Genomic DNA, 12482 nt, shown 5'->3' on the forward strand with positions numbered 1-12482 from the left:
AGCCATATGCTTTGTCACCATAGCCGCTAAGCACAAGACGGCACATTAATGTCAGAAACCCACAAGGATGTAACTAATGGACACGTCATCCGTGTCGTGGCCCCCGTTCCCCATGGACGGCTCGGACGATTCGGACGAGGAGATCTGCCGCCAGGTGCTGCGGATCCTCTCCCTGGTCGGCGACAAGTGGAGCCTGCTGATCATCGGCACCCTCCGCGAGCGCACGCTGCGCTTCGGGGAACTGCAACGCGCCGTCACCGGCATCTCCCAGCGCATGCTCACGCTGACCCTCCGCCAACTCGAACGTGACGGCCTGGTCTCCCGAACGGTCCACGCGAGCGTCCCGCCACGCGTGGACTACGCCCTCACCGAACTCGGCGGCACGTTGCTCGCCCCCGTCACCGCCCTGGGCAGCTGGGCGGCCACGCACCGCCGGACCATTCACGACAACCGCCGCCGGTACGAAGCCGACCACCCACCGACCGCTCCCGGGAGCGGGGCGGCGTTCTGAAGATCATCGGTAAGGTGTCGCGCAAAAGGAGGCGTAATTTGTCGCGATTAGCCTTGCTGATCTGGGTGGCCGCCCTGACCGCCGCGGCCTATCCCACCTGGGACACCTGGCGTCCTCAAGCCGAGGAGACCGGGGTGTTCTACGGCTGCTTCGGCAACTACGGGGACGAATCGCCATCGCTGATCCAGCCGCTGCGTGGCGATCTCGCCACGATGACGGAACTCGCGACGACGTGGGCCGTTCCCGCGCTGGTCGTGCTCGCCGCTCTCGGCCGCTGGCACTCGGCCGCGGCGGGCCGTCGGGCGGCGGCGGTCCTCACCTTCATCGCGGTCGTCAGACCGCTCACTCCCGTGTACGCCGGGGACGACCCATGTGGGGGAGGGCTTCCCCTGTTCAGCCTGGGCTGGTTCAAGGCCGTGGCCTGCTCGTGGGGATCGTACGAGCTGGCCCTCCTGACAGCCGCCCTGCTGGTGCTCCTCGCGACGCACGCGTTCGGCCCCGCCGAGGAGCCGATTGTCACCGCGTCCTCTACGCCTGCGTGGCGCCGGGGGCTGACGCTCCTGATCGACTACTTGGCCGTGACCGCGCTGCTCACCCTCGCCATCCGGGTGACCGGGGGCTGGTCGACCGAGCTGACGAGCGGCCTGCTGCAGTGGGTCAGTCTCGATCAGGTACTTAACGACCCCGCCCGGCTGCTGTTCTACCCGGCGATGGCCCTCTACATCCTGGTCAGGTGGCGCTTCACTCGCCGTCCCGCCTTGGCGCGATGAAGGCGGGGCTTCAGGAGGTGGCGGTTGAGCGCTGCTTCAGTACGGCCAGGGCCCATTCGCCCCACCGGTGGTTCTCGCGTTCGAAGGCCAGGCCGCGCATCAGGGTCAGGTAGGGGCCGATGCGGTCGGCGTGCGCGAGGTGCTCCTCCTCGCTGCGGCCGTTCAGCAACCGGGCCCGTAGCCGTTCGTATCGAGCGATCTTGGCTTCGGCCCAGTCCATGCGTTCCTCGATGGCGGCGCGCACGGCCTCGGTGTCGCCGGCGTCCACGGCCTGGACCTTGACCATCAGCTCGTCGCGGATCGCGCCCGGGCGGGGTGGCGTGGCGGTGAATGCGCGCAGCACACGGTGTCCGGCCTCGGTCAGGGAGAACAGTCGCTTGTTGGGGCGGCGTTCCTGCTCGACGACACGCGCCTGGACCAGGCCCTCGGCCCGCATCCTGTCCAGCTCCCGGTACAGCTGCTGGGGCGTGGCCATCCAGAAGTTGGCCACCGACGCGTCGAACCCCTTGGCCAGGTCGTATCCGGACGCTTCGCCCTCCAGGAGCGCGGCCATCACCGCGTGACGCAACGACATCTGCCAACGATATCGCCGGAGTGATTAACCATCCCGTTTCCTAGTCAACAATATGACTATCGGCGGCCCCGGCCTTGGCGCGTCTGTCGTCGAACGGAAGCACATAGGCTGGCGGGATGATCTACGTCAAGACGCCCCTTACCCGTGAGATCCGCGAAGCCGTGGCTCTGACCTGGGGCGTCACGGGAGAGGGTGAGCGGTTGCACGGCGGCGAGGAATCCGCCGCCTACCGCCTCGACGGGCACGTCATCCGCGTCGGCCCAGCGTGGCGTACCGCCGGCGAGTCGGAGTGGTGCCACGCGATCGCCCGGCACGCCGCCGCCGGCCTCCCCGAGGCTGTCGCCCCACTGCCGGCTGCCGAAGGGACGACGGTCATCGTCGTGGGCGGGCGCCCGATCTCCTGCTGGCCCTATGTCGAGGGCTCCTGGCCGGACTCCGACATACCAGCCCAACGCGAAGCCGGTGCCCGTCTGCTGGCCAGGCTGCACAGGTCCCTGGCCGACTTCCGCCCCGGCCCGCGCCCGGTGCCCGCCTTCCAGGAGTCCGGCCTGTACGGCGATCCACCCCAGGACGCCGCCGAACTGGACGACCCCGACCTGGACCGCTGGCTGGCCGCCTTCCACGCCGAGCACCCCGTGCGTCACCCCCTGCACGGCGACTACTACACCGGCAACACACTGGCCAGGGACGGCCGGATAGTGGCGGTTCTCGATTGGGACGAGACCTTCGTCGGCGCCCCTGAGCTGGAGCTGGCCGCCGCCGCCCTGGAATGGGGCGATGACCTGGCCGGGCCGAGCGAGGAGTTCATGGCCGCCTACCACCAGGCGGGCGGCACGGCCGCCCGCCTGGACGAGGAGTCACTCGCTCAGCTCGTCAGGCACAAACTCCGCAGGGAGCATGCCTACTTCCACAAGGCCGTCCGCTCGGGGGTGACGCACGACGAGGCGGACGTCGAATACCACCGCACCCGGGTAGAGCTGTTCCACCGGCTGCGCCCCTGATCGTCGGCTGTCAGCGCAGAACCAGGAGGTCAAGCCAATTGGCTCTGGGTTCCGTGTTGGAAGTCCGCACGGCGCGACGGAGCTGCTCCTTCCCCCGCTGGAACTCCTCCTCGGTGAGGCCCCGCATGATGGTGGCGGAGCGGCGGAAGACATCCACCTGGGCGAGGAACTCGGCAAGGCTGAACATCGTCTCGGGGACCGGCTCAATCGCGTCGCAGCGGAATCCCGCGGCGGCGAACGCCTGGCACGTCTGCTCAAAGGAGGGAAAGGTGTCGGTCGTCCGGACGGTCTCGGGAAAGAACTCCCAGGGAAAGGTGCGCGTCGTATAAGCCCTGTCCGGATATCCCTGCCGGATCAGAACGGGAGCGCCCGGGCGCAGAACGCGGCGGATTTCCCGTGCGGCGGCTTCCATGTCGGGGATGTGGTGGATCATGAGGGACATCCAGGCGCCGTCCGCCGAGCCGTCTGGGAGCGGGAGTGCGCCGGCGTCGCCCTCCAGCACCTGGATGCCCGAGCGGCGCGGAATCTGGGCCCGCATCGCCGCCGACGGTTCGACCGCGAGGACGCTGAGGCCGAACCAATCGCTGAATGCGGTGGCGAACGCGCCGGTCCCCGCGCCGATGTCGATCACGGCCATCCCGGGCGACGGGCTGAGGTGACGTCGTATCGCTTCACGCCATTCTTCGAGCCCGTCCTGGGGAATCTCACGGACCGCCTTGTACGCTGCCGCGGTCTGGTCGTCGTAGGCGATTCTGGCCATGTCGCGCCTCCTGATTCACACTGCTTCGAGATCGCGCCGCTTGGTTGTCATTCGACTGCGACCCGTTTCTGCCGTATTCCGGTGGCACCCGTCATAGGGGTCGTAGATCTGTCAGTCAGCCCTTTTGGCCTGCCTCTCCGCTGCGGCGCGGAGCCGCCGACGATCACCGTGCCGGGCGGCAGGTGCTCGCGAAGTTCGTCCATGTGTGATCCGAACGGGCCGCTCTCCCTGCCAGGACGATCCGCCGGTGCCGCGCTGGTCCAGGCACAAGTCGTCGACGACGCCGTCGCCCAACTCGATCATGGTCGCGAGTGTAATGCGATCAAGGTCCAATAAGAAGATCCCTAACGGACACTCGCCGGACTGGGAGCGGGAAGCCGATTCCCGAGGCCAGGGCCTATATGACCCCTGCTCCCTGGACGTCGTTGCACGTTGGAGCTACTGTCAAGCGCGCATAGTCAACTAATTGAGTAGGGGTAGGCATGCATGCTTTCCGTCAGGCCGTCGAGGCCCATGACATGGCCGCGATCGAGGCGCTGCTCGCCGAGAACGTCGTGTTCACCAGCCCGATCGCGTACCAGCCGTATCCGGGCAAGGCGCTCACCGCGGCGATCCTCCGTGGCGTCTCGCGGGTGTTCGAGGACTTCCACTACGTCCGGGAGATCGCCGACGCGGACGGCCGTGACCTCGCGTTGGTGTTCCAGGCGAAGGTGAACGGCAAGCAGGTCCACGGCTGCGACTTCCTGCACTTCGACGACGACGGCCTCATCGACGACCTGACGGTCATGGTGCGGCCCCTGTCAGGGGCGAACGCCCTGGCCGAGGCGATGGGCGCGCAGTTCGAGCAGATCAAGCAGGAAGCGTTCGGCGCGTGAAGGTACCGCCACGCTGAGGACGGACATTTCGCTCAGGTGGCGCCGATAGTGCCGGCCAGGAGGGTGTCGATGAGCGTGTCCCGTGGAGGCCAGGGGACGTAAGGACGGGCCGCTCGCAGCGTGATGATCCCGTGGAGGGCGGCCCACAGGCACAGCGTGGCCGCGTAGGGGTCCGTACGGGGCAGGCGGCCGGCCTCGATGCAGTCCTTGATGATCTCATGGACGGACTCGAGGACGGCGACGCCGGGTAGCTGGTCGTCGGAGATCGCGCGGGGCAGTTCAGGCACGCTGGGCACCGTGAACATCACGCGATAGACGTCAGGGTGATCGTCGGCGAACTCGCAATAGGCCGCCGCGACCGCGCGTAGCCGGGCCACAGGGTCGGTGTGCCGGGCGACGGCCTGGTCGATGTGGTTGATCAGCTCGACGAAGTGCCGCTGATAGACGGCCAGCAGGAGCGACATCTTGTCAGGGAAGTGCAGATAGACGCTGGTCGCAGCAATCCCGACCTCCCGGGCGACAGCCCGCAAGGACAGCGATTCGTGAGTGGCGCCGTCCTCCAGCAGGCGGTTGGCCGCAGTGACCAGATCCTGCCGCAGGCGGTCGCCTGAACCCCGCGGATTACGGGTGTGACGTGGGGTGCCGTCGGGTCGTGATGCCATCGCCGTGCTCCATCTGCGCGATCGTTCGGACACTCGTCGAGAAGTCTTCAGAAGACCCCTTGACGCATGCCCCACTCTCGCTAACACTACATGCAAGGCAACAACGTTGCGCTACAAGTTGCCTTACATGATAGGCCATCAGGGGACTGGAGCGCAGCAGGTGAGCGGGGACGGGCCGGGGTAGCGTCCGCCCCCTTCCCTGCCGAACGACCCAGAACCTCCGGCCTGTCCACATCCATCAAGTCCGCGTTTCCTCAGGAAACCAACAGGAAGAGAAAGGTGATCAACATGGCTGACAGATCAGTGTGGGGCTGTGTCGGCAGCAACGGTTCGACGATCTACTCGGGGACCGGCTTCAAGGTGGATCGTGTCGCTACGGGTGTCTACACGATCCTCTTCGACGTGCCGTTCGCTAAGTGGCCGTCCGTCGTCGCGACGCAGATGTACCCCGGCACCATGAACAGCAACGGCGGAGACACACGGGACAACGCCGTCGTCATCGCCATCTCCACGGACCGCTTCCGCGTCACCACCGGTGGCAGCGACGGCAAGCAGTCGGACCGGGACTTCTCGTTCATCGCGATGGGCACCGCGTAGGCGCACCTGCCGGTTGTCCTCCCCCAGCCTGGGCGGGGGGCAACCGGCCTCGCCGCGCAAGGAACGTCTACGGCAACAGACAGCCGCCGCGATTCTGGCCGGTGATCAGGGGAGGCGCCGTACGGTGTCGCTGACCTTGCCATCGTTCATCTCGGCGGAGAGCTTGAACGAACGGGACTTCACCTCGGCGGAGAACCAGCGGACGCCGCCCGGACCGCCCGCCGGTCCGAGCGGAAGCTCTGCCGAGGTGCCGTCCGAGTAGCCGATGCGCACCTTCCTCACCCCGGTCCCCGCGAAGCCGATGAGGACGTTGTCGCTGGGCAGGCCGAGCTCCCTCACGTCATGCATGATCGTCAGCGGCACCCGACCGTACTTCGGCTTCCACGGTTCGAAGGTCCCGCCGCCACCGTCCACGATCTCGGCCCGGCGGGAGAGCACGCGGAGCGCGGACGTGAAGGTTCCATCCTGTAGTCCGGCGCTCATGGCCCAGGCTCGTTCGGCGTTCCTGCCGTGCGTGACGACACGCAACGGACGCTTCTCATCGTCGACGGGCGGGAACAGCAGGTCCGGAGGGTACTCCAGGATCTGGCTACGCGCCCGCTCGACGGCTTCAGGACCGGCCGGGCGCAGATCTCGTACGAAGGCGTCCACCACCTCGTCAGCCAGCCCCAGCGCGGACACCTTGACGATCATGCCGTTCTCCCGCCAGAGCCGGACCTTGGGCTTCATGAGGGCCTGATCCTCGTGCACCCAGTCCATACGGAGCGATCCGCTGGACAGGAGGTCGCCACCCGCCAGGCCGGTGGTGCCGCGGATCTCCCGAGGCTCTCCCCTGACCGTGGTACCGGCGAGAACCTCCATGCCGGCATCGCCGGGCAGCTGACTGACGGAGACTCTGGCCCGCGCCCGCCGGTTGGTCCAGATCTGCTCCGTTCCGCCGAGTTCCAGGTGCCAGCCGCTGACGGGCAGCGAACCGGTCTTGACGAGGTCCAGCCCCTGCGGCAGATGCGCGGCGTCGATCCGGGGGCGCCGCAGATCCTCTGCCACTCCGTTGGCCGCCCTGGTCAGCTCGGCGTCCGACAAGCCGTGGCCCAGCACCGCGAACGACTCGAACTCCTGGCTTGCCTTGACCGGCCAGGCGATCCAGCGGTGCTGTCCCGATCCGCCCATGGTCGCCTCGTGCTTGTCCAGCTTGACCGGCTTCCCACGGTAGGGCTGCTCCCAGTCGTACGGCGGATCCCAGTCCTCCGACTCTGTCACCAGGACGGCCAGCGTCCTGTCGCCGGGCGTGTCGCCCTCCGCGTACGCCGTGACCGGATCCTGCTCGGCGTCCGATGCGACCAACTGCTCCAGATAGAGGTCTCCTGGCCGCTCCGGCAGAAGCAGCACCGCGGAGGCCGCCACGGGGCTGCCGCATCCAACGCCCAGGACGATGAGAGCAGCCGCCAGGACCACGCGTAAGGATCTCATTCATGCTTTGACGCGATCTTCCGCGCGCGAGTTCCCCACATGCAGTTCGGAGGACAAGGCCGGGCTTTCCCTTTGCCACCGGAACGCGCAAAGCGCCCGCCAGACGGCACAATGATCGTGTGACGGATGCGATCCAGGCCGAGCGTATGCCGGCCGTCGTACGAGCCGGCCAGTTCATCATGACCCTTGAGATGGCCTTCAGCCTCGTGGGGCTCGCCATCATGATCGGTACCGTCGCTTTCGCCTTCAGCGGCGCGTTCGTCCTACTGATGCTCTACACCGTCGTGATCACAGCGCTCATGGGTTGGCTGCTCTCCCGCTGGCCCTCCCGAAGGAAGCCAGTGCGCTGGGGCGTCATCGGCGTCGAAGTGGTCGCGGCCGGTGGTTACCTCATCATGAACGCGATCGACGGCGACCTCAGCTGGATCAGGCTGATCGCCCCCAGCACGCTCTTCCCGATCGCGGTAGTCGCCACTCTGCTGACACCTTCGGCAACACGCTGGTTCGACCGCTGACCTGGCGCCGATCGCCGCGACGGCCGCGAGCGTGGCCCGTCGCGGCGGGCGCATCACTACGGCTGGCCGGGCCGATCACTCGCCGCCAGCCCCGTGGCCCCTGCCTGAAGCCCCAGCACGGCCTGGGCGACCAGCTCGGGCTGCTCGGCGATCATGTTGTGGCTGGCGGCCAGTTCGAGCACGCGCAGGTGCGGCCGGTCGGCGGTGAGGGTCAGCAGGTCCCGGCGGATTCCCGCGCGCAGTGCCGGCATGAGCTCGCCGACGCGGCCCGGCAGGCCGGGCAGGTTCTGGGTGGCCAGGACGAACAGGGCGGGACAGCGGATGCCGGCCACCGCCGCGACGCTGTCCTGGAAGTGCGGGTCGTACCTGATCTGCCCGGCCAGCGCGGCGTCCGGACGCAGGTGGACACCCCGGTCCGTGGTGCGCAGTGCACGCTGGGGATACATCGCGGCGTGAGCTTCGGGCAGCGGCTGGGCCATCGCGGCGGCTTGGGCGTCGAAGACGGCTTTCAGTTCCGCCAGGAGCGTGGTCAGCTCCTCTTCCCCGATGCCGATGTAGTGCCGCGGTGCGGTCTCGGCCGAGCGCAGGCCGTCGAGGTTGACGATCCCCGGGCTGTCCGGGTGACGCAACGCCCACCGCACCGCGATCATGCCGCCGAGGGAATGGCCGACCACCTGGGGAGCGTCCAGGCCGAAGTGGTCGATCACCGCCTCCACATCGTCCAGGACCTCCTCCCAATCCCATGTTCCGTCGCCGGACAGCCCGTGGCCGCGCAGGTCCATTGCGATGACCCGGTGTGCGCCGGTCAGCAGCGGCGCGACCGCGTCCCAGTGCTGGAGGGTGCCGCCCAGGCCGTGGAGCAGCAGCACGGGAGCCCGGTGGCCGCCGTGGTCACGGACTGCCAGAGGGACCGGACGGTTGCTGATGATCACGTCTTGTGGTGCCACGGGGTGCTCTCCTGAGGTCGGTTGAGCCGGTCGCGGATGGAGGAGGTGGTGACGCCGCCGTCGGGATGCTTGTCGAGCTTGCCGCGTTTGACCAGGTCGTGGACGCCCTGCCGGGTGATGCCGAGCATCGCCCCCGCAGTGGAGTAAGACACCGTCACGGCCGCGGGATGGCCGGCCGCACGGGCCACAGCCCGTCCCAACGCGGTACGCCACCACGACTCGGGCGGGTCGAAGGGGCCGTCGCCGGGGAACAGTGCGCCAATGAGCCGGGCCGCGGTCATAGTGGCGCCTTCCCGGTCGGCGCCGAGCAGCTGGGCGGCCCAGACCTCGGCCTCCACGCGCAGCCGTGCCCTGATCGGGTGGAGAAGCTCGTCGGAGGTCAGCAGGATCTCCAACGGGTCGAGGAGCCGTGTCTCCAGCAGCCGGACCAGCTCGGCCACCAACTCGACATGGTCTTTCGTGGTCGTCACTTGACAGACCATAGCAAGTACTTGCTGCTGCGCGTCAAGTAGTTTCGGCCAGCCACTACTGACGCCCAGCTTCGCGGCATGGCAGCGTCGGCGGCAGTCAGCGCCGTCGTCGTCACCTCCGTCACCCTCAGCGTGACCCTGCTGCTCCGCCCTCCGGGAGGAGACCCGAGCCGAGCCACGAATCCTCTCGCGGACGGCGCCACGAGCTCACCGGTCACCGAGCCCCAGGGGAACCAGGCACAGGGTTCCTCCACGAGGTCTCCCACGAGTTCCCCCACCGAGCCCTCGCCGTCCCCGGCCAAGCGTCGCCCGGGTGGCCAAAGAGGCACGCTGCTGCGCCGCCTGCCGAACCTGCGGCTCGCCGTACCGCTGGAGGAGATCCGGTTCCGTAACGACATGAGCATCTACGGCGTCCACGAACTGCCCGTCACCTGGGAGTAGCGTGGTCGTTGCGGCCTTTTCGGGGTCGCCGGATTTTGTCGGCGGTAAGCGCCGGGAGCGGTGCCGAAGTGCCGTTTGAAGGCGGTGGCGAACGCGTACTCCGAGCCATAGCCGACCTTCCGTGCCACCGTCTCCAGCGGCTCATCGGACGCACGGAGCGTCTGAGCCGCCGCGTTCATCCGTACCCAGGTGAGATAGCTGAGTGGCGGCCGGCCGACGAGCGCGGTGAAGCGGCGGGCGAACGCGGATCGCGACAGCCCCGCCTCCGCGCCGAGATCGTGGACCGTCCACGGTCGGCCAGGATCGTTGTTGATGCGGCACAGCACGTGACTGATCGCCCGATCGTTCAATGCCGGTCCCCAGCCGACCATGGCGCCATGCTCCCCGTACCAGGCGCGTAGCGCGAACAGCAGCAGTGCGTCGAGCAGTGAGCCGATCGCCGACTCCGTACCGATGCCCGGCTTGTCCAGCTCCGTGGACAGAAGGTCGATCACATGGCGCAACGGCGGCTCGTGGCCCAACTGGGCCGGCAGGTGGATGAGGTCCGGCAGGTCATTGACGATCGGATGGCAGCGGTATTCGTCAACGGGGAACACTCCGCTCAGCACCACTGCGGAGACCGGCCTGCCTGAGAGTCCCAGTGACACGGTCCGCGGTTCGAGCTGGAATTCCTCTCCCCTCGTGAGTGGAACGTCTTCCGGCTCCGCATCGGGACCGCCGGCCAACTCGTGAGCGTGCCCGTTGGGGAGCAGCACGACATCGCCCATGCTCAGCGCGACGGGATCGCCCGCATGAGGCATCAAGGTGCAGACCCCCCGCAGCACCACGTGGAACGCCACGCCTGCGACGGGCTGGAGCCGGCCTCCCCACGGAGCATGCCCCGCGATGCGGGCGAACCGGGGCCGGCCTGAGCGCATGGAATCGATCACCTGACTCAGCACGTCCATCGACGCAAGGTACATGAGTCCTTCGTCAGGCGGCAGTCGAGGACGATGACGCATCTACGGGGGATCCTGACGCATGGATCATCTCGGCAACCCTTACGTACGCTGGCTGCCGCCGGCGTCGGACGCCGGCCCGGAACATGAGGCGAAGGGCAATCTAATGATCAATGTTGGCATCATCGTCGCGAGCACCCGTCCCGGACGCGTCGGCGACGCGGTGGGCCGCTGGGTTCTCGACGGGGCGGAGCGGCAGGGCGGTGCGCGGTTCGAGCTGGTGGATCTCATGGACTACGACCTGCCGCAGCTCGATGAGCCGGTGCCCGCGTTGATGGAGACGGACTACAGCCGGCCGCATACCCGCCGCTGGGCCGAGAAGGTCGCCTCGCTGGACGCCTTCGTCTTCGTCACTCCCGAGTACAACCACAGCTTTCCCGGCGTTCTGAAGAACGCGCTCGACTTCGTCTATCACGAGTGGGGGAACAAGGCGGCGGGCTTCGTCGGATATGGCATGGAAGGCGCGGCCCGGGCCATCCAGCACCTGCGTAGCACCATGGCCGCACTCGGAATCGCCGACGTCCGCCACCACGTGGCGCTGCAGATGCACCACGACTTCATCGACTTCAAGGAACTCAAGCCACGGTCACACCAGGACGACGCCGTAAGCGCCATGCTGGCGGACGTCATCGCCTGGGGCCGGGTGTTGAGACCCCTGCGCGACAGCTGACCGTCGACGAACGGCTGGTCCCGATTTCTGGGACGATGAAGACGCGCCGCATATGACGAGTGGCGTCACTCAGAACTGCAGTTCTGACCAGTCGATCACCATAGGGACCGGGTTGCTGACGCTGAGAACGTCGCCGGACTCGTCGTCATTCGGCATCTCCTCGCCACTGTCCACAACCTCAGCGCCCCGGCTGGCCCTCCACCTGCGACAATCGAGGCCAGCGTAAAGCCCAACCGACATTTGACGGCGCAAAAACCGGCAGACCACGGGCTACTACCGACGTCCGAGACGACGGACGTGGCGCTGGGCAGAGCGCCTGGGGGCCTGGGCGGGACTGAGGATGCGCGGTCAACGACGAGGGCCGCACTCTGTGTGTCACCCGCGCCGGGATTCGAGGCTCCGGACCTCAGCAACGCCCTCACCAGCCCCCTGGGCGACGCACGGCAGGCGCCGCCCTCGTGGCCGGTCCTCTAGACCCTCATGGTCCAACCCGCCAACCCGGCGAAGCGTTCGGAACCCCACCTGGCACAACCGGCGACGACGCCCCCAACACCCGCTGGTTCCACCAACGAATCCGCTTCACTCGGCGATGACAAAATTCACCATCTCCGACTACCCCGACAGGTGGGCCAGCAGCATATCCAGCGGCTGCGGCACGCGATCGAGATCGAGTGCCGCGACGAGCGGGCCAGCGTAGCGGATCTTGCGGCCACTGCCTGATCCCATGAACCGGCGCAGTTGGTCGTGAGTGGCGCTCCCGCGCCATGCCAGTTGCTTCTGGAGCGTACGAAATGAGCTGAGCTCGCCCTCGGCATCGACAACGCGCTCAACCGTGGCGGTACCGAGGGCGCGGATCAGCTCGTCTTCCAGGTCAGCGACGCACACGAAGAATCCGAGCGCCTCCAGATCGCTTCGGCTGAGATCGGATCCAAGGCCGGCGCGCTCAAGAGCCTTCCGGAAGTCGCCTTCCTCCCCGACGTCGCACAGGCCGGCCAGCCGGAGATTGCGACCGTGAGGGCCGAACCTGCCGAGATATGTCCCGATGTTCGTGGCACCGCCCATCGCCACCAGGGAGATGCCTTCGGCCGCCAGGTTCCGGCCACGGCGCTCGGCCAACGCTTCGATGGCCGACTTGTCACTGGCTCCCTCGACCAGGACCACGGTCTGCGTGTCGCTCACGAGCCCAGCCTTGCATCGAACCTAGAGAGGTTCATCCCCTTT

At 67.6% G+C, this 12482-nt stretch carries 15 protein-coding genes and 1 pseudogene; 8 read left to right on the top strand and 8 right to left on the bottom strand.

The window, feature by feature from the left end; translation table 11 throughout:
• Positions 1 to 76 precede the first annotated feature (76 nt).
• Complete coding sequence (locus AB0B91_RS23650) at positions 77 to 511, top strand: helix-turn-helix domain-containing protein (RefSeq protein ID WP_358323188.1); 435 nt, start codon at positions 77 to 79, stop codon at positions 509 to 511.
• A 38-nt stretch (positions 512 to 549) separates the two neighbouring features.
• Positions 550 to 1281 carry a hypothetical protein gene (locus AB0B91_RS23655; RefSeq protein WP_358323190.1) on the top strand — a complete coding sequence of 244 codons (732 nt, stop codon included), beginning with the start codon at positions 550 to 552 and terminating at the stop codon, positions 1279 to 1281.
• 10 nt (positions 1282 to 1291) lie between these two features.
• On the opposite strand, the gene AB0B91_RS23660 is transcribed toward AB0B91_RS23655, so the two are convergent.
• Entirely contained in the window at positions 1292 to 1855 is a 564-nt protein-coding gene (locus AB0B91_RS23660) for a PadR family transcriptional regulator (RefSeq protein WP_358323193.1), read from the bottom strand.
• A 116-nt stretch (positions 1856 to 1971) separates the two neighbouring features.
• Between AB0B91_RS23660 and AB0B91_RS23665 the strand changes: the two genes are divergently transcribed.
• Positions 1972 to 2856, top strand: coding sequence for a phosphotransferase (locus AB0B91_RS23665; protein WP_358323195.1), 885 nt, complete (start codon positions 1972 to 1974; stop codon positions 2854 to 2856).
• Positions 2857 to 2866: 10 nt separating this feature from the next.
• Here the strand turns inward: AB0B91_RS23665 and AB0B91_RS23670 are convergent, their stop codons facing one another.
• Entirely contained in the window at positions 2867 to 3616 is a 750-nt protein-coding gene (locus AB0B91_RS23670) for a methyltransferase domain-containing protein (RefSeq protein WP_358323198.1), read from the bottom strand.
• A gap of 482 nt (positions 3617 to 4098) precedes the next feature.
• Here AB0B91_RS23670 and AB0B91_RS23675 point away from each other — a divergent pair, with 482 nt between their 5' ends.
• On the top strand, positions 4099 to 4491 hold the full coding sequence (locus AB0B91_RS23675; protein WP_358323200.1) for a nuclear transport factor 2 family protein: 393 nt from the start codon (positions 4099 to 4101) through the stop codon (positions 4489 to 4491).
• Between the two features lie 32 nt (positions 4492 to 4523).
• Here AB0B91_RS23675 and AB0B91_RS23680 read toward each other — a convergent pair whose 3' ends face one another.
• Positions 4524 to 5153, bottom strand: a complete 630-nt coding sequence (locus AB0B91_RS23680; protein WP_358323202.1) for a TetR/AcrR family transcriptional regulator — start codon at positions 5151 to 5153, stop codon at positions 4524 to 4526.
• 288 nt (positions 5154 to 5441) lie between these two features.
• Between AB0B91_RS23680 and AB0B91_RS23685 the strand changes: the two genes are divergently transcribed.
• On the top strand, positions 5442 to 5750 hold the full coding sequence (locus AB0B91_RS23685; RefSeq protein WP_358323204.1) for a hypothetical protein: 309 nt from the start codon (positions 5442 to 5444) through the stop codon (positions 5748 to 5750).
• 105 nt (positions 5751 to 5855) lie between these two features.
• On the opposite strand, the gene AB0B91_RS23690 is transcribed toward AB0B91_RS23685, so the two are convergent.
• Positions 5856 to 7220: a hypothetical protein gene (locus AB0B91_RS23690; RefSeq protein ID WP_358323207.1), complete on the bottom strand. Its 1365-nt coding sequence runs from the start codon at positions 7218 to 7220 to the stop codon at positions 5856 to 5858.
• A gap of 119 nt (positions 7221 to 7339) precedes the next feature.
• On the opposite strand from AB0B91_RS23690, the gene AB0B91_RS23695 reads away from it, so the two are divergent.
• Positions 7340 to 7735, top strand: a complete 396-nt coding sequence (locus AB0B91_RS23695; protein WP_358323210.1) for a hypothetical protein — start codon at positions 7340 to 7342, stop codon at positions 7733 to 7735.
• A 56-nt stretch (positions 7736 to 7791) separates the two neighbouring features.
• Here AB0B91_RS23695 and AB0B91_RS23700 read toward each other — a convergent pair whose 3' ends face one another.
• Positions 7792 to 8682 carry an alpha/beta hydrolase gene (locus AB0B91_RS23700; RefSeq protein WP_358323213.1) on the bottom strand — a complete coding sequence of 297 codons (891 nt, stop codon included), beginning with the start codon at positions 8680 to 8682 and terminating at the stop codon, positions 7792 to 7794.
• Positions 8664 to 9152 carry a hypothetical protein gene (locus tag AB0B91_RS23705; protein WP_358323215.1) on the bottom strand — a complete coding sequence of 163 codons (489 nt, stop codon included), beginning with the start codon at positions 9150 to 9152 and terminating at the stop codon, positions 8664 to 8666. The genes AB0B91_RS23700 and AB0B91_RS23705 overlap by 19 nt, the downstream gene beginning before the upstream one ends.
• A 327-nt stretch (positions 9153 to 9479) precedes the next feature.
• On the opposite strand from AB0B91_RS23705, the pseudogene AB0B91_RS23710 reads away from it, so the two are divergent.
• Positions 9480 to 9593 (top strand): annotated as a pseudogene (locus tag AB0B91_RS23710) (cytochrome P450); the annotation flags it as partial.
• On the opposite strand, the gene AB0B91_RS23715 reads toward AB0B91_RS23710, so the two are convergent.
• On the bottom strand, positions 9557 to 10540 hold the full coding sequence (locus tag AB0B91_RS23715; RefSeq protein WP_358323217.1) for an AraC family transcriptional regulator: 984 nt from the start codon (positions 10538 to 10540) through the stop codon (positions 9557 to 9559). The pseudogene AB0B91_RS23710 and the gene AB0B91_RS23715 sit on opposite strands and share 37 nt — an antisense overlap.
• A 157-nt stretch (positions 10541 to 10697) precedes the next feature.
• On the opposite strand from AB0B91_RS23715, the gene AB0B91_RS23720 reads away from it, so the two are divergent.
• The gene (locus tag AB0B91_RS23720; RefSeq protein WP_358323219.1) at positions 10698 to 11261 is read left to right on the top strand and encodes an NAD(P)H-dependent oxidoreductase; all 564 of its coding nucleotides are present in this window, start codon (positions 10698 to 10700) and stop codon (positions 11259 to 11261) included.
• A gap of 612 nt (positions 11262 to 11873) precedes the next feature.
• On the opposite strand, the gene AB0B91_RS23725 is transcribed toward AB0B91_RS23720, so the two are convergent.
• Positions 11874 to 12440 carry a TOPRIM nucleotidyl transferase/hydrolase domain-containing protein gene (locus AB0B91_RS23725; RefSeq protein WP_358323221.1) on the bottom strand — a complete coding sequence of 189 codons (567 nt, stop codon included), beginning with the start codon at positions 12438 to 12440 and terminating at the stop codon, positions 11874 to 11876.
• Between the last annotated feature and the right edge of the window lie 42 nt (positions 12441 to 12482).

This window comes from Nonomuraea sp. NPDC049141, assembly GCF_040648415.1.
GTDB lineage: Bacteria > Actinomycetota > Actinomycetes > Streptosporangiales > Streptosporangiaceae > Nonomuraea.